Raw genomic sequence first — 16,200 nt, 5'->3', positions numbered from 1 at the left:
CGACAGTGAAAGACGAGGCGACGGGCGGGCGCCGTTGTGGCGCCCGCAATTGCCGCGCCCGCTGGCCTATCGCACGCGCAGGTCTCGGCTGAACGTGTGAACGTCGCCGGTGAATCGGATCAGCGGGTTGGCGAACTCGTTCATGTATTCCTTGACGGTGATGCCGTCCTTGATGCCGGTGATGCGGATGGCATCGACGTTCCAGTTGTCGCCGTCAAAGCCGCCCGAGAACCCCTCCACATTCAGGATGAACAGGGTGATGTCGTCCGCCTCGGTGCCATCGGGCGTATCGAAATAAAGGTGCGTCGTCGTGTGGTCCTTGATCCTGCGGTCGCGGGGATTGACCTGCCGGCGAATGCCGCGCTGGCGGCCGTCGGCCCGGTAGGACCAGATCGAGGCAAAGGCGTTGTCGTCATTGCCGCGCAGATCGTCGCCGCCGGTGCGGATTTCGACCGAGACGCCGTCGATTTCCTGTGCCGTCGCCGGAACGGCGGCGAGGGCAAGGGCGGATGCAAGAAGGGGGAAGAGATAGCGGTTCATGGTTCGCTCCAATGCTGGATGTGGGACGCGGCGGCGCGTGCCACCGCGCGATTGGGAGCCATCATGAGCGCCATCAGTCGGCGTCGCCGTGCGAATGGTCACAGGGCGGGGGGTGTTGGTTTGGCTGGCACTCCTAGTTTGGAGCCACACACGCTTTGAAGCCAGAGTTCGCTTTTTGGATCACGAATCGGTGCCCGACTTTCGAGAAGAGAGAGTGAGTCGATCCACCGGGCAGGCCGGTCTGACAGTGGCATTGCCATCAAATAGAGTTTCGCGCAGTTTGCTTTTCGAGGAAGACTGAAAACTTGGCAATACAACGGGATGAATCTTGGGACGATGACAAGCAAGGAAGAACTGCCGGAAAATGAGCTTGTCAGCCAGTCTGAGGAGCTGTTTGCTCGTTTCACAGCCATAGCATCCCGCCGACGAACGGCTACTGACGCCTGTACCGCAGAGATCGACGACTATCTTGAGGACGTCCGTCGAGACGGCCAACAGATCACGATTGAATTTCTCGAGGGCTTTTTTGAGAAAAAGTGGGGCAAGAGCGACCGCGTCCGCGAATGGGCTCAGCAAACCCGACAAATGCTGAGCAACTTTGATCGCGCAGCCGCCTTGGTGATGAGTTCTATCGCGACGATGTCTTTGCACCTCAAGCTGGCACAGGAAACCTTGGCCATCGAAGTGATGGCGACACCCGTTCGCGCAATGGGCAAGCCGATCACGGCGAGCAGAAATTCGCCGCTCGCGAGCGCGCGTGAGGAACTGGCAAATATCAGAGCGGCCAGGAAACGCCTCAACGAAAACTACGTCGCTGCTCTCAGTAATGCCACCGAATTGGAGATGCAGGCGGAGCGAAGTCTGTGGCAGGCGACGGAGCTTCTAAAGGGACGTCGCCGGCGCCTATTGGATTTTCGGAAGCAACATCTTTCTTTCTCGTGGCGCGAGCGATTGCAGCGGGCCAAGCGAGAAAGCGCAAAGGCATCCAAAGACGAAGCGACGGAGCTGATGTGGAAGGCGATTGAGGAAGTGAGCGAAGCTATGGCCGAGGAAGCTGCTGACGTCGCACAAGTCAGACGCGCAGCCAGATGGGGCGCCGCAGTGGCAAGGATCGCTGGCAGGAAAGCCCAGAACCGCGAGCGGAACGACACTGATAACCTGATCGACTTGCTGGACCAGCTGGAGCGGGAGAACGAAGAGTTTCGAAAGCTGGAAGAAACCTTCGCGACGACGGCGTCTGCCATAGAAGCCGTTCGCACAAATGCGGAAAACAGCTTTGGTGGGCGCTAGCCTAGCGGGATGGTGTTTTCGCTTGTCGAGTTGAGTTGGCGGGACGGCCAACCGGAATGCGACACCGAAAACGGGACGGTTACGACGTATGATTGGCACGAGGTGGACATCTGCCGGTTGGAGGTAGCGCCTTTTCCGTTTTCCTCTACCGGCCGAATCCCCTAAGTCCTTCGAATGCAGTTTTCCCCGCAACAGGACGATGCGCTGGTCGCCGTCGCCGACTGGCTCAAGCGCGACGACAGTCAGTTGTTCCGCCTGTTCGGCTATGCGGGCACGGGCAAGACGACGCTCGCCAAGCACTTCGCCGAAGGCGTCGATGGCACCGTCCAGTTCGCCGCCTTCACCGGCAAGGCCGCGCAGGTGATGCGCGCCAAGGGCGCCTCGAACGCCAAGACCATCCATTCGCTGATCTACCGGCCGCGCGGCGAGGAGGAGGTGACGGACGAGGTCACCGGCAAGACCGGCATAGCGCCGACATTCGCGCTCAACCGCCAGTCGGACATCGCCAAGGCCAAGCTGGTCATCGTCGACGAATGCTCGATGGTCGGCGAGGAACTGGGGCGCGATCTTCTGAGCTTCGGCACGCCGGTGCTGGTGCTGGGCGATCCCGGCCAGTTGCCGCCGATCTCCGGCGGCGGTTTCTTCACCGACGCCGAGCCCGATTTCCTGTTGACCGAAATCCACCGCCAGGCGGCGGAAAACCCGATCGTGCGGCTCGCCATGGATGTGCGCGAGGGACGCGAGATCATGCATGGCGATTATGGCACCGCGCAGATCATCGGCAAGGGCGACCTCGACACGGCGATGGTCACCGAGGCGGACCAGGTGCTGGTCGGCATCAACCGGACGCGGCGGCGCTACAATCAGCGCCTGCGGCAACTGGCCGGGTTCGACGCGCGTTATCCGCAGGCCGGCGACAAGCTGGTGTGCCTGCGCAACGATCCGGCCAAGGGGCTCTTGAACGGGTCGCTGTGGAAGGTGATGACCGCGTCGGCGCCCGGCTCCAAGCCCGGCATCAACCTTCTGGTCTCGCCGGACGATGGCGACACCGACCGGGGCGTTGCGAAGATCAAACTGCTGAAGGCCGCCTTCGACAATCCCGACGAGGACGTGGGCTGGCAGCTCAAGCGGCGGTTCGACGATTTCGACTATGGTTATGCGCTGACCGTGCACAAGGCGCAGGGCTCGCAATGGGACAATGTGATGCTGTTCGACGAGAGCTTTGCGTTCCGCGACATGCGCGACCGCTGGCTTTACACGGCGATCACCCGCGCCGCCGAGCGGCTGACCATCGTCAAGTGATCAGGCCGGCAAGCGGACGCTTCCACCGCCGTAACCCTCGGGCTTAACCTCTGCACGACACGTGCGTCTGGACGGCCCGGACAAGCGCCGTCAGACTTCCAGAAGCGGGCCCGCGTTCAGCCAGGCCCAGGCCTCGTCTTCCTCGTCGCGCGCGAACGCCTTGATCTCCACCGGCATGAATGCGCCGAGGAACGAAGCCGTGTTGCGCACATGGCCGGGGCCGCCGACGATGGCATAGCGGCCGACATGGGAGAGGCTCTTGGCCTTTGTGCTCCATGTGCCGGTGTCGAACAGGATCGCCGGGTCGAATCCCTCGAACTCATCGATGATCACAATCAGGTCGATCTTGTCGTGCCGCGCATAGGTGTCGTTCAGAAAACCCATCACGGCCTTGGCGTCGGCGGCGCGGACCGTGTCGGTGATCCGGAAGGCAAGCATGTTGCCGCGATCGGTGGGCACGCGGACGATGCCCGGCGTGGTTTCGGCGGGCGCCACATCCATGCCGTTGGCGAAAGCGCGGGCCCGCTGGCGCTCTTCGGGCTTGAAGCAGCGAATGTCGACCCGCCGGAAAACCCTGCCTTCGAGCCGGACGAGCGTTTCGATCCAGTCGTGTCCCGTCAGAACCGCGATGCGCTCATAATGGTCCAGTTCCGAAAGATGGGAAAAGCCGTAGCGCAGGTCCGCGATCAGCGCCTCGGCGGTCATGCCCGCAAAGCCGGTCAGGTCGACAATGACACTGATCTTGCCGTGCGCCTCGCGCGCAGCCTCGAGTTCGGTGATGACGTGTTCGATGTCGGCCTTGTCGAGCTTGCCGGTCACGTCGATCGAGACGATTCCGCCGGGCAGGGTTTCAACTTCGATCATCGGGCGCTCCGAACAGGTGCCATGGACAATGATTGCCCGGAAAAACTCCTATGACTGGCACGGTGCGGCATTGCGCTATATCAAGCCGGAAATTGCNCGGCGCGATCTGCCCTGGCCGTCGGTGACGCATCTGGGCCGGATGGCGCTGGAGGCGGGCGCGTACGGGCTGACCGTCCATCCAAGACCGGACGAGCGGCATGTGCGCTTTTCCGATCTGCCGGAGCTGCGGGCGCTGATCGACGACGCATTTCCGGAGGCCGAGTTCAATGTGGAGGGCTATCCGTCCGAGGATTTCCTGGCGCTGGTGGAAGCCAACCAGCCCGAACAGGTCACGCTGGTGCCCGACGATCCGAACCAGGCGACGTCGGACCATGGCTGGGATTTTTCAGGGCAGGGCAATTTCCTGCGCGACTGCGTGCAGCGTCTGAAAGATGGCGGCATGCGGGTATCGCTGTTCTGCGACCCCGACGCGGGCGAGGCGGGCATTGCGGCGGCAAGGGCGACCGGCACCGACCGGGTCGAACTGTTCACCGGACCTTATGGCGCCTGCCACGACAATGCGGCCGAGGCCGAACGGCAGATCGCGATCCTCGGCGAGACGGCGGACGCGGCGCGCGCGGCAGGGCTCGGCGTCAATGCCGGCCACGATCTGACGGTCGCCAACCTGCCGGCGCTTGTCGCGCGCGTGCCCGATCTGGCCGAAGTGTCGATCGGCCACGGGCTGACCGCCGAAGCGCTCGAATTCGGCATGGCGGGCGCGGTGATGCGGTTCCTCGGTGCCCTCACAGAACGGCCGTCCTGAAGCAGGCCGCGCGTTGTCGCCGGAGCCTGGCCGTGCCACCGTTGCTCACGACAGGAACGGCGAGAGGACGGAACAATGGCGCACGCAGTGACGGTCTTTTTCGTCTGCGTCGGCGTCATCGCGGTCGTTGCGGTCGTGGCGCTCTTCGGCTGGCGACATGCGGATCGGCGGGCCGACGCGGCGGCCTGGCGGGCGCTGCTGGAGATACGCCCGATCCAGTCCGGATCGTTTTCGCCGGATATGGTCGCCGGCCTGCCCGAGCCGGCACAGCGGTATTTTCTCTATACGATTGCCGAAGGCACGCCGCTTCGAACGATCACCATCATCGAGATGGAAGGGCAGTTGGGGCGGGGAGACAGTAACCGGTCGCACTTCGATCCGATGCAGGCGTGTCAGGTTCTCGCGCCGCCACATGGATTTGTCTGGCAGGTCCGGGCGGGTGCGATCCGCGGATCGGACGCTGCCACGCCCGACATTTCGTGGACGCGGTTCTGGCTGTTCGGCCTCGTGCCGGTGGTAAGGATCAGCGGTGATGCCGACCATTTCCGTTCGGCGTTCGGACGAACCGTGGCCGAGGCCGCGTTCTGGACGCCGGCCGCGCTGCTGCCCGGTCCGAACGTGCGTTGGGAGGCGCTTGATGCGGACAGCGCGCGCGCCATCGTGTCTTTTGCCGGCCTCGAACAGAGCGTGGACATAATTGTCGATTCGCAGGGCCAGCCGACCAGCGTCGTCATTGCGCGCTGGAGCGATGTCAATGCCGACAAGGTGTATCAGGTCCAGCCGTTTGGCGGCACGACATCAGACTTTCGCGAGTTCGGCGGCTACCGGCTGCCGACCCGCATCGAGGGCGGCAACTGGTTCGGCACGGACGATTACTTTCCGTTCTTCAAGGCCGATGTGACGTCGATCAGCTTTCCCGGCCGGTAGCTCGATCGGTCACCGCCGCGGCTGGCATTGATCGCGCTGCGGTTGAGCAGATGGCCGAACCGTCTTCGGGCTGGCAACATGCCGTCATTGCGGGCCCTTAGCAGCCAATGCATCGACCCGGAACCGCTTCGACACCCGGTCGACGGGCGTGCCGTCCTTGAGCGGGACGGCCCGTGTGACGGCATGGTTCTCAAAGCCCATTCTGCCATAATAGCCCAGCCCGCTTTCATTGTCGGCCCGGATGGTCGCGTTGATGGCGACCAAGCCAGCCTTGCGGGCAACGTCGGCGGTTGCGGCGAACAGCGCCCGGCCGACGCCTGGCAGTTTCGGCTCGACCCGCGCGAACGTGGCGATGTCGCCCCAGTGCGGCGGCAGATCGGGATGGCGCTTGAGCACCTGATAGCCGGCCGGCATTCCGTCGGCAGGATCGACCGCGGTGTGGCAGCAGATCAGGCGCGGATCGTCGAGCAGGAGGGCCGCCAACCGATCCTCGGTGAACGGGTCCTCGTAGGCCGTCGTTCCGCCGATGGCGATGATCGCGTTGATGATCGCCGCCAGCGCGGCGATGTCGGCGGCTTCCGTGGCGCGGACGGGAATCGGGGGGTGCGCGGTCATGGCCGTCTTATGGCACCTGTCGGGTCATGCCGGAAAGAGGCGCCGCCCTGTCTCTTGACACCGTACCGAACGGTACGGTACGGACGGGTGGGAGGCAAGATGGACCATCACCACCACAATGCGCATCACGATGCCGACATGGAGGGCGCGCCGCTGGACGAGGCGTTCACGCCGCGCCAGGAGGAGGTGCTCGAAGCGGCGCTTGGCCTTCTGGTGGAGGGCGGCGAGCGGGCGATCACCACCGCCGGCCTTGCGCGTGCGGCCAATTGCTCCAAGGAAAGCCTCTACAAATGGTTCGGCGACCGCGACGGGGTGCTGGCGGCGATGATCGCCTATCAGGCGTCCAAGGTGCGCGTTGCCGTCGGCGGTTCCGGCCCGCAGCGTCCCGCCGACACATACCGCGCCGACCTTGAAGGGTTCGGCGTCGATCTTCTGACCGTTCTGTCCGGACCGGCGTCGCTGGCGCTCAACCGGCTCGCCATAGGTCAGGCGAGCCGCGAGGGCTCCCGGCTCGGCGACCTTCTGGTGGCGCGGGGGCGCCGCGCCGTGTCGTCGCGCGCCAAGGCGCTGCTCGAAGCGGGCAGGCGCGCCGGCCATTTGCGGTTCGAGGACACCCTGGACGCTTTCGAGACGCTGTACGGGCTGATCCTGCGCGACATGCATGTACGCCTGATGCTCGGTGAACATGTTCCCGCCACCAATTCCGACCGGGCCATGGCAACCCACGTCGCCAGGGCCGTCGACCAGTTCTTCCGCCTTTACGGGGCGGATGCGCAATCCTGACCCACACAAATCCAACGGAGACAATCATGCGTGTGTATTACGACCGCGACGCGGACCTGAACCTGATCAAGGGCAAGAAGGTGCTGATCGTCGGCTACGGATCGCAGGGCCGCGCCCATGCGATGAACCTCAAGGATTCGGGCGCCGAGAACGTCCGCATCGCCCTGCGCGAAGGCTCGACGACGGCGCTCAAGGCCGAAGCCGACGGTTTCGCCGTCATGAACGTTGCCGAAGGCGCGGCCTGGGCCGACCTGATGATGATGGCGACGCCCGACGAACTGCAGGCCGACATCTATCGCGACCACATCGCGCCCAACATCCGCGACGGCGCGGCGATCGCCTTCGCGCACGGGCTGAACGTGCATTTCGGCCTGATCGAACCCAAATCGAGCGTCGACGTGCTGATGGTCGCACCGAAAGGTCCGGGCCACACGGTGCGCGGCGAATACATGAAGGGCGGCGGCGTGCCGTGCCTCATCGCCGTTCATCAGGATGCATCGGGCAATGCGCACGACATGGCGCTGTCCTATGCATGCGGCGTCGGCGGCGGCCGCTCGGGCGTCATCGAGACCAACTTCAAGGAAGAGTGCGAGACCGATCTGTTCGGCGAGCAGGTCGTGCTGTGCGGCGGTCTGGTCGAACTGATCCGCGCCGGTTTCGAAACGCTGGTCGAGGCCGGCTACGCGCCGGAAATGGCCTATTTCGAGTGCCTGCACGAAGTGAAGCTGATCGTCGACCTGATCTATGAAGGCGGCATCGCCAACATGAACTATTCGATCTCCAACACCGCCGAATGGGGCGAATATGTCTCAGGTCCGCGCATCATCACCGAGGAGACCAAGGCGGAGATGAAGCGGGTGCTGACCGACATTCAGACCGGCAAGTTCACCTCCGAGTGGATGCAGGAGTACCGGTCGGGCGCGGCGCGCTTCAAGGGCATCCGCCGGGTCAATGACGGGCACCAGATCGAGGAAGTGGGCGAAAAGCTGCGCGGCATGATGCCGTGGATCAAGTCGAACGCGCTTGTCGACAAGGAAAAGAACTGACGGCAGGCGAATGGTGAAATGGCAAACGGCGGACAGAGGTTCGCCGTTCGTCGCCCGGATGTGACTCACCCCGCATCGAAACCCCGGAACCGCTCGATCAGCCGCTGTGTGTCTTCATCGGTCCACCCATCGGGGCGGGTTACGGCGACCCAGGCGGGGATATAGTCCTCGGCGATGTATTTGTGGCCGTGGCCGCGTTCGATGTTCAGCGACAAGGCCATGTCGAGCGCAAGCTGGAACAGGGTGACGAACGGGTACCATCTGAGCTCGGGCGAGACGTCGGGCGCTGGTTCTTCGTTCATCCAGACCGGCCGCCGCAGCGCCGACAACGGATCGAAGAAGACGATCGGGTCGCTGCCATACTGCAGAAAGACGATCCGCACCTGTCCCCACCGGTGCGCGGCATCATCGAGAAGGTCGGTGTCCTGATTGACGAAGCGGACCACTTCGCCGTCATTGACCTGCGGCAGCCAGTAGGGGCTGTCGGGCGCGCGGGCGCGGGTTATGCGGCCCCACAGCCCGCTGGCGAAGGGCGGGCCGGCCCACAGCGCGCCGTCGATCGGCGCTGCCATCAGTGTCAGCAGATCGACCGAGGACTGGGAGACGAGCGCGCCCTGGCTCAGCCCGTGCAGGTAGAGTTCCGGGCGGCGGTCTTCGGGCAGTGAACGCCAGTGCCGGTAGACCCGGTCGAACAGCGTCTGCGCCTGGTCGAGGCCGGCATCGGTCTCGAAGACCAGCGAGATCCAGCTTGTCAGATAGGAATATTGCACCGCAACGGTGGCGATGTCGCCATCGTGCATGATCTCCAGCGGATCGTGCGAGCCCGCATCGAGCCAGCCCGAGCCGACAGGCATGGCGATCACCAGCACCTTGCGCTCGAAAGCGCCGGTGCGCAGCATCTCGGCAAAGGCGATCTCGGTCCGCTCCGCCGGCGTCGACGCCGAGTTGCGGCCGACATAGAGGCGGATGGGCTCCTTGGCAGGCCGGCCGGTGAAGGCGCTGATCGCATCGGCATCCGGACCGGTTGCGGCGAAGTTGCGGCCCCAGCGGCCCATATCGTTCCAGTCGATGAGCGATACGGGCCCTCCCGATGCCAGTTCGGCCTCGGGCCGGGCGATGTCGGGATCGAAAAGGGCCGAGGCCTGGCCATAGGCATCGTCGGCAAACGCCAGAAAGCGCTGGATCACGAAGCCGTCGATCAGCGCCCAGGCGAGATAGGCGGCGAGCGCCAGACCCAACAGATTGGCCAGCCGAACGGGAATCACCCGCCGCAACTGGCGGCGCAGCGTGTCCATCAGCAACTGGAACGCCCAGCCGGCGATCCACAGCGGCGTGAAGACGATGATCGCGATCAGCGCGACATAGGCGGGATGAGCGGCATCGACGGGCGCCATGCCGACACGGGCGCGGATGGAATTCTGCCAGTCCGCCGTTTCTCCCAGAAAGGCAATGGCGAGGATCAGCGCGGCGCCCAGGGCGAGGCCGTTGAGCACGCGGCCGAGCCTGTCGCGGGCGAGGGGCAGTGCGACATAGCGCCACAGCAGCAGGCTGAACTGACCGAGCCCGTAGCCAAGTGCCATCACCACGCCGCCGAGCACGCCCTGCAGCACATAATCGCGCGGGATCAGCGACGGCGTCAGCGAAAAGGCGAAGAAGACGATGCCTACGGCGAGCGCGAACACCGACAGGGTTGGCCGGCGGCTGGCGGGATGTTCATCTGGTGTCGAACTGGCGTGCATCGGGCCGGTCTTGCTGGCCGGTTGGCCCACTTGTCGGGTTGGCGTGCGCCCTTCATAGTCGGCGGGCCGGCTTGCGCGCAAGGCGCGGCCTGCCGGCTGCGATCTTCCCGCAATGATGGTCCGAAGGCACCAGAGATGACGATCATTTTCGCCATGGCGCGGTTTGCCCTTGCCGGCATCGCCGTGTGGCTGTCGCTTGGCGGCGATGCGCTGGCGCAGGATGTTGCCACACCGTTCGGACTGACGCCGCTGGAATGGCGTTTCACCGAAGCGCTGGCGCTGATCACGCTGGCCTGCCTGTTCGTGCCGCTGTCGCGCCGGCTCGGCCTTGGCACGGTGATCGGCTATCTGCTGTCGGGCATCACGGCGGGCGTCGCGCTGACCCTGTCGTTTACCGAGGACCCCCAGGCGTTGTTGCGCTTTGCCGAGTTCGGGGTTGTGCTGTTCCTGTTCGTCATCGGGCTCGAATTCCGGCCGGCGCGGCTGTGGGCGATGCGCGGCACCATTTTCGGGCGGGGCCTTGTCCAGCTTGCGGCGACCAGCACGGCGCTTTTCCTCGTCGTCTACGCCTATGGGCTGGACCTCACCGCGGCGATCATTGTCGGTCTCGGGCTGGGCCTGTCGTCGACGGCGCTGGTGGTCAAGGCGCTCGACGAAGCCGGCGACCGGGCAACGCCCTTCGGCCAGACGACGATCGGCGTGCTCCTGTTCGAGGACCTGTCGATCGTGCCGCTCCTTTTGCTGGTTGCGCTGCTGGCGCCCGTCGCCGGCGCCGAGGCGACCGCTGCGTCCAACATCACCGCCGTCCTGACCGGCATCGCCGCCATCGTGCTCCTGATCGGCGTGGCGCGCTACGCGCTCGATCCGATGTTCAACGTGCTGGCGCGGACGCGCGCGCCCGAACTGATGACCGCCGCAGCCCTCGGCGTCGTCATCTTCGCATCTCTCATCATGGCGCTTGCCGGCTTGTCCTATGCGATGGGCGCGTTCATTGCCGGCGTGCTGCTGGCCGAATCCTCCTATCGCCACCAGGTCGAGGCCGACATCGAGCCGTTCCGGGGGCTGTTTCTGGGCCTGTTCTTCGTTGCGGTCGGCATGTCGCTGGACCTGTCGGCGGTGGCGCGCAACTGGCTTTTGATCGTTTTGGCGGTGCCGGTGCTGGTTACGGTCAAGGGCGTTGTCGTCTATCTGGTCAACCGGCTGTTCGGCACCGAGCACGACAAGGCGATGCGGCTCGGCTTTGCGCTGGCCCAGCACGGCGAATTCGGCTTCGTCCTGTTTGCGGCGGCGGCGTCCGCACAGGTGATCGACGCGGAACTGGCGGCGGTGATGGTCTCCATCGTCACCATTTCGATGGCGCTGTCCTCGCAGAACGAGCGGCTGCTGGCGTGGCTGCAGCCGCCCGCCAGGACCGCCACCATGGACGAGGATTTCGCCGATGCGGGCGGTACCGCGCTGATCATCGGCTTTGGCCGGTTCGGCCAGATGGTGGCGCAGCCGCTGCTCGTCCGGAACGTGCCGCTGACCTATCTGGACAGCGATGCGGACCGGGTGCGTGAGGCGGGCCGGTTCGGCACGCGCGTCTATTTCGGCGACGGGGCGCGGCGCGATGTGCTGGCCGCAGCCGGCGCCGGTTCTGCGGAACTGATCGCCGTGTGCACAAACGGGCAGGGTGCGACCGATGCGATCGCCGATCTTGTCATGCGCGAGTTTCCCCAGGCGCGGCTGATCGTGCGGGCCTATGACCGCATTCACGCGATCCAGCTGCTCGACCGCGGCGTCGATGATGTGGTCCGCGAGACGGCTGCGTCGGGGATGGAGATGGGCGCCCGCGCGTTGGCGCTGCTTGGCCACGATGCGGAGGCGCGGGTACAGGCCGTGCGTACGGCGCGCGAGCGCGACCGGGCGCGGCTCGAGCGGCAAAGGCAGGCGGTGGGCGGCGCGCGCGACCGCGAGGCCGCGATCGGCCGCATCCTGCCGCAGCCGGTGCGCCGCGCAGACGAGAACGGTTCGACGGATCGCGCGCCGCCGGATTGAGAAGAGCGACAACGGCAAAAAGCCGCCGGCAGGGTGCCGGCGGCTCGGAAATGCGTTTGCGCCTCGTGTCTTATTCGGCGGGGACAGCGGCGGCCGGTGCGGCCCGGTCGGTGGTGATCAGCTTGCCCGACAGGCGGAAGAAGGTCCGGATCGTCAGCACCTGCAGCGCAACCAGCGGCGCGTAGGCAATGAAATAGCCGATCGAGAACTTGTCCATCACGCCCAGACCGACAAGGCCGGGATTGATCACAAAGTTTGCGAAGACGAACAGCGCGACGCCGGGGCAGATCAGCGCGAACGAGCCGGGCGACTTGGCAGGGCCCGAGACGTAGGTCTCGAAATAGCGCGTGCGCTTCATCACCGCGTAGCCCAGAACACCGAACAGGATCTGGATGGCAAACAGCGTGGTCAGGAAGGCGAAACGGTCGCCGGCCAGCCACTCGACGCCGAAATTGTGGTCGAGCGCCATGTTCATGCGGTAGAGCGCGATGCCGACGACGGTGACGAACGGGATGATGATCCACAGCGTCGGAACCGTCTCCGGATTGGCCGTGTTCTCGAGCATCGAACGGAAGCCCATGACGAGGAACATCGCTCCGAAGATGATCGCGGCGACGACGAAGAAGCTCGCGCCCATGAAGCCGATCACCGAGACGATCTGGTTGTGGCTCATGGCCGCAGCCGCCGAAAAGCCGACGCCGACCATGGCGAAGGCGAAGACCGACAGCATCTGTGAAAGCGAGTTGTTCTTGGCGCAGTCGAACCCGCCCTCGACGATCATCTGCGTCATGAAGCCGGAAAACAGTTTGAGCGCGTAGACGCCGATCGCCGCAAAGCCCAAAAGCGCGAACGGGAACAGGAGTTCGGCGCGTTCCCAAAGACCGGGCACGAACACGGCGCCGACGATGAATCCGACATTGATGCCCATCGCATAGGTCAGCGGCGCGGCCATGATGGACGAGCCGGTGTTGGTGCGGCGCATGGTGATGGCCGCTTCCGACGGATGCCAGTCGCGGAACCGGACGACGTTCCAGATCAGCAGGCGCACATAGAGCGCGGTGAAGACGGCGATGCCGGCCACGCCGACGGCGATCAGCGCCTTCATCGCCAGCGTGCCGTCACTGAAGGCGGCGAGCAGCGTGGTGAAAGACGGGATGGGCTGGCCGGCATGCGGCGTCATCCACATCAGATACATGAAGAAGGAAACGGCAAGGCCGCCTGCGCCCAGCGCCGCCAGGAAGTAGAGCGGCTGCCAGGCCGGAGCCGGTTGGGATGATGCGTTCGACATCGGTGAACCTCCATTGGAATATGGGATATCTTTTATATTGATGATCATTTATATAATTGATCGAGATCAAGCCGCAAGTGCTGTTGTGCCGCTGCGCCGGCCGCAACGATCATGCTAAGGCCCGCCCATGCTGGTACGGCTTGATTCGACGCAATTGACCGTGACGGAAGCGCCGCTGGCATTCGTCGAGCGCCATGCGGACGCGATCGCCGCCCATTGGAACCGGCGGGTCGCCGCGCAACCACGCCTTTGGAACGGGCCGCAATTCCTGTTCACCGATGTCAGGGTCCATGGCGGCGTTCTGCACGGCACGGCGCACCGTACCGATTATGCCGCCTTCCTTTTCTGGCGCGATCATCGGCGCGATGGCAGCGCGGTCCACATCACCGGCGCTTCGCTGGGCGTGACCACAGATGGCGCGATCATCGCCGCGCGCATGGCCGACCATACGGCCAATGCCGGCCAGATCTATTTTCCCGCCGGCTCGCTCGATCCCGGCGATGTCGCAGGCGGCCGGATCGACATCACCGGCAACATCCGCCGCGAGCTGGCCGAGGAGACCGGGCTTGAACCGCCGCTGGCCGATTTCGATCCGGCGATGGTCGCTGCGTCCATCGATCATGCCTGGTATGTGGCGCGGCGCTGCCGGCTTGCGCTGAGCTTTGCCGAATGCGAAGCGCGGGTGCGTGCCCATCAGGCGGCGACCGGCGACGACGAGCTGGCCGAGCTCATCGCCATCCGATCGCGCGACGATACCGACCGGCTGCGTCCCTATGCGCGGGCGCTGGCCCTGTGGCACTTTGACGATGTGGAGAGGGGAGAGGGGCGATGAGCCTTGCCTATGCGGTCTACGACGTGTTCACCGACCAGCGCTTTGCGGGCAATCCGCTGGCGGTCGTGTTCGACGCCGACATGCTCGACGACGCGGCGATGGCTGCGATCGCGCGCGAATTCAACCTGTCGGAAACGATCTTCTTTTCCGCCGCCGTCAGCCGGACGCACACCGCCGCGGCGCGCATCTTCATGCCGGGCGGCGAGTTGCCGTTCGCCGGCCATCCGACCGTTGGCGGAGCGATCGCGCTGGCCGAGCGCGATGGCGGGCCCGATGACCGGCTGATGGTGATCGAGGAAGCCATAGGCCCGGTGCGCGTGGCGCTGCATGGCGGCGAGGTGCCCTATGCCGAATTCGACCTGCCGCGCCTGCCCGAGGCGCAGCAGGCGGTCCTGGACGAGGGCGCGGTGGCGGTTGCGCTGGGCCTGGCACCCAGTGACATCGGGTTCGAGAACCACCGCGTCAGCCAGTGGAGCGCGGGCAATCCCTTCCTGTGCGTGCCGCTCGCCGGGCTCGACGCGATGGCGCGGGCCCGGTTCGACATGGCCGCCTGGCTCGCCCACTTTCCCGGCCAGGACCCGCTCGACGTCATCTGTCCCTATCTGTACTGCCGGGACACGGTCGCCCACGATGCGGCCTTCCACGCGCGCATGTTCGGGCCCCATCACGGCATACCGGAAGACCCGGCAACCGGCTCGGCGGCGGCCGCGTTCGCCGGCGCCGTCCACCATTTCGACGGGCTTGCCGAAGGGCCGAACGCGCTGTGGATCGAGCAGGGCGTCGAGATGGGCCGGCCGTCGCGCATCAGGCTGGAGATCACCGGACGCGACGGCGCCATCGATGCCGCGCGCATCGGCGGCCATGCCGTCAAGGTGGCCGAAGGACGGCTGACGGTTTGACGGGGGCTGACCGGGCCTGTTGGTGCGGACCTGCGGCGGGCCGCGCTCCCTTTACACAGCCCGGCCACGGGCCTAGATAACGCTCCGGCCGGGTGTGTAGCTCAGATGGTAGAGCAGCTGACTCTTAATCAGCGGGTCCAGGGTTCGAGTCCCTGCTCACCCACCATTCCCCGACGTGACAGGCCGTTTACCGCCGCAGAGGCCGTTTGAGCACTCTTGGAATCCGGAACATCAGCGGATGATCCCGGTCGGCGGCGTCTGATTTTTCGACGGATCCGGCCGGCGTCGCGCTGCCGGCGGCGGATGCCGGCAGGTCGGCGAACCGGCCCTGGCGCGCCATCTCGAACGTGCGTTCCACCAGATCCGCGAAGCCCCCGCCATGCATGGCCGACAGAAAACCGAGCGTCAGCGCGGCGCTGCCGCCGAACGACCAGCTGCAATCGTCGAAATGGCACCCGGTGATTTCCGGCGGCTGCCCGCCCGAATAGACCATCTCGCAACCGGTGAAGCGGCAATTGCGGAACGCAGCGCCATCGAGATCGATGCGCGCATTGTTGAAGCTCCGGCCTTCATGGACGGTCATGGCCTCAATCTCCCCCTGAACGGGCGGCGAGGGCGCCCGATGCCGCCGTGAAACCGGCCAGAGACACGGTCAGCGCGATCGGCTCGCGCTTGACCGACTGCATGGCAACCGTCATCGACCGGCCGGCTTTCATGGCATCGACAAGCGCGGCGGGCAGCGGGACGGACGCATAGACGCCGCCGGCATCGCTGGTCTGGATGAGGGCCGTCACCGGCGCGCCGCCGTCGACCCGCAGCGCGATGCCGCCGGGCAGATAAAGCCCGTGCGGCAGCCGGACGAGCGCGGTCAGGCCGGCGGCGCCATCGGCGGGCCGAACGATCATCGTCATGACATGCTGGCCCGTGCCGTCGGCGGTCAGAGTCTGGGCCATCTGGCATCGCGACGCCCGGTTGCCAGGGTCGGCGCACTGCACGACCCAGTCGCCATGCGGTTCGGCGAGCGTCTGTGCGTTGGCCTGTGCCTGCGGCCACAGGGCAAAAAGAAGCGCAACCGCGGTATTGTGGGCGAGGCGGTTGCGGCCAGTCATGGCTGTGTTTCCTGTGTGCACGGCAGTCTCATCCTTCGCCGTCGGACGTGTCGGCGCCGGCATCCTCTATCGGCAACCGGTGTGGGTCCTGTCCAGCCCGACCGACTGCACGTTTGGCCTGCACATA

16 protein-coding genes and 1 tRNA gene are annotated in these 16,200 nt (G+C 65.4%); 10 read left to right on the top strand and 7 right to left on the bottom strand.

Translation table 11 applies throughout. The features are described from left to right. Positions 1–66: 66 nt before the first annotated feature. Positions 67–540 (bottom strand): hypothetical protein, encoded by a 474-nt coding sequence (locus tag DEM25_RS14200; RefSeq protein WP_109766375.1) that lies wholly within the window; start codon positions 538–540, stop codon positions 67–69. Between the two features lie 336 nt (positions 541–876). Between DEM25_RS14200 and DEM25_RS14195 the strand changes: the two genes are divergently transcribed. After that, a complete protein-coding gene (locus tag DEM25_RS14195; RefSeq protein WP_147393331.1) occupies positions 877–1,830 on the top strand; it encodes a hypothetical protein in 954 nt (317 codons plus the stop codon). A gap of 174 nt (positions 1,831–2,004) precedes the next feature. Further along, the gene (locus DEM25_RS14190) at positions 2,005–3,132 is read left to right on the top strand and encodes an ATP-dependent DNA helicase (RefSeq protein ID WP_109766373.1); all 1,128 of its coding nucleotides are present in this window, start codon (positions 2,005–2,007) and stop codon (positions 3,130–3,132) included. Positions 3,133–3,222: 90 nt separating this feature from the next. On the opposite strand, the gene DEM25_RS14185 is transcribed toward DEM25_RS14190, so the two are convergent. Then, positions 3,223–3,996 (bottom strand): SpoIIAA family protein, encoded by a 774-nt coding sequence (locus tag DEM25_RS14185; protein ID WP_109766372.1) that lies wholly within the window; start codon positions 3,994–3,996, stop codon positions 3,223–3,225. A 70-nt stretch (positions 3,997–4,066) separates the two neighbouring features. Here DEM25_RS14185 and DEM25_RS14180 point away from each other — a divergent pair, with 70 nt between their 5' ends. Together DEM25_RS14180 and DEM25_RS14175 are read left to right on the top strand one after the other, a co-directional pair. Next, positions 4,067–4,798, top strand: a complete 732-nt coding sequence (locus tag DEM25_RS14180) for a pyridoxine 5'-phosphate synthase (protein ID WP_439650706.1) — start codon at positions 4,067–4,069, stop codon at positions 4,796–4,798. A gap of 75 nt (positions 4,799–4,873) precedes the next feature. Next, positions 4,874–5,725 (top strand): DUF6544 family protein, encoded by an 852-nt coding sequence (locus tag DEM25_RS14175; RefSeq protein ID WP_109766371.1) that lies wholly within the window; start codon positions 4,874–4,876, stop codon positions 5,723–5,725. An 84-nt stretch (positions 5,726–5,809) separates the two neighbouring features. Here the strand turns inward: DEM25_RS14175 and DEM25_RS14170 are convergent, their stop codons facing one another. Further along, positions 5,810–6,340: a GNAT family N-acetyltransferase gene (locus DEM25_RS14170; protein ID WP_109766370.1), complete on the bottom strand. Its 531-nt coding sequence runs from the start codon at positions 6,338–6,340 to the stop codon at positions 5,810–5,812. A 99-nt stretch (positions 6,341–6,439) separates the two neighbouring features. Between DEM25_RS14170 and DEM25_RS14165 the strand changes: the two genes are divergently transcribed. Then, on the top strand, positions 6,440–7,123 hold the full coding sequence (locus DEM25_RS14165; protein WP_375565678.1) for a TetR/AcrR family transcriptional regulator C-terminal domain-containing protein: 684 nt from the start codon (positions 6,440–6,442) through the stop codon (positions 7,121–7,123). A 26-nt stretch (positions 7,124–7,149) separates the two neighbouring features. After that, a complete protein-coding gene (gene ilvC, locus DEM25_RS14160; protein ID WP_109766369.1) occupies positions 7,150–8,169 on the top strand; it encodes a ketol-acid reductoisomerase in 1,020 nt (339 codons plus the stop codon). Between the two features lie 65 nt (positions 8,170–8,234). On the opposite strand, the gene DEM25_RS14155 is transcribed toward ilvC, so the two are convergent. After that, positions 8,235–9,908 (bottom strand): alpha/beta hydrolase, encoded by a 1,674-nt coding sequence (locus DEM25_RS14155; protein ID WP_109766368.1) that lies wholly within the window; start codon positions 9,906–9,908, stop codon positions 8,235–8,237. Between the two features lie 135 nt (positions 9,909–10,043). Between DEM25_RS14155 and DEM25_RS14150 the strand changes: the two genes are divergently transcribed. Then, positions 10,044–11,945: a monovalent cation:proton antiporter-2 (CPA2) family protein gene (locus DEM25_RS14150; protein ID WP_158585277.1), complete on the top strand. Its 1,902-nt coding sequence runs from the start codon at positions 10,044–10,046 to the stop codon at positions 11,943–11,945. 70 nt (positions 11,946–12,015) lie between these two features. On the opposite strand, the gene DEM25_RS14145 is transcribed toward DEM25_RS14150, so the two are convergent. Beyond that, positions 12,016–13,233 (bottom strand): TsoY family (seleno)protein, encoded by a 1,218-nt coding sequence (locus tag DEM25_RS14145; RefSeq protein WP_109766366.1) that lies wholly within the window; start codon positions 13,231–13,233, stop codon positions 12,016–12,018. 127 nt (positions 13,234–13,360) lie between these two features. Here DEM25_RS14145 and DEM25_RS14140 point away from each other — a divergent pair, with 127 nt between their 5' ends. The 3 genes from DEM25_RS14140 (at position 13,361) to DEM25_RS14130 (ending at position 15,130) form a co-directional block, all read left to right on the top strand. Next, the gene (locus DEM25_RS14140; protein ID WP_109766365.1) at positions 13,361–14,065 is read left to right on the top strand and encodes an NUDIX hydrolase; all 705 of its coding nucleotides are present in this window, start codon (positions 13,361–13,363) and stop codon (positions 14,063–14,065) included. Continuing rightward, the gene (locus DEM25_RS14135) at positions 14,062–14,964 is read left to right on the top strand and encodes a PhzF family phenazine biosynthesis protein (protein ID WP_109766364.1); all 903 of its coding nucleotides are present in this window, start codon (positions 14,062–14,064) and stop codon (positions 14,962–14,964) included. The genes DEM25_RS14140 and DEM25_RS14135 overlap by 4 nt, the downstream gene beginning before the upstream one ends. A gap of 90 nt (positions 14,965–15,054) precedes the next feature. Then, a tRNA-Lys gene (locus tag DEM25_RS14130) sits at positions 15,055–15,130 on the top strand. A gap of 21 nt (positions 15,131–15,151) precedes the next feature. On the opposite strand, the gene DEM25_RS14125 is transcribed toward DEM25_RS14130, so the two are convergent. Both DEM25_RS14125 and DEM25_RS14120 read right to left on the bottom strand, forming a co-directional pair. Then, on the bottom strand, positions 15,152–15,547 hold the full coding sequence (locus tag DEM25_RS14125; protein WP_109766363.1) for a hypothetical protein: 396 nt from the start codon (positions 15,545–15,547) through the stop codon (positions 15,152–15,154). Between the two features lie 4 nt (positions 15,548–15,551). Next, positions 15,552–16,073, bottom strand: a complete 522-nt coding sequence (locus tag DEM25_RS14120; protein WP_158585276.1) for an invasion associated locus B family protein — start codon at positions 16,071–16,073, stop codon at positions 15,552–15,554. Between the last annotated feature and the right edge of the window lie 127 nt (positions 16,074–16,200).

This window comes from Oceaniradius stylonematis, assembly GCF_003149475.2.
Lineage (GTDB): Bacteria > Pseudomonadota > Alphaproteobacteria > Rhizobiales > Rhizobiaceae > Roseitalea > Roseitalea stylonematis.
This window is presented reverse-complemented; position numbering and strand designations above follow the sequence as displayed.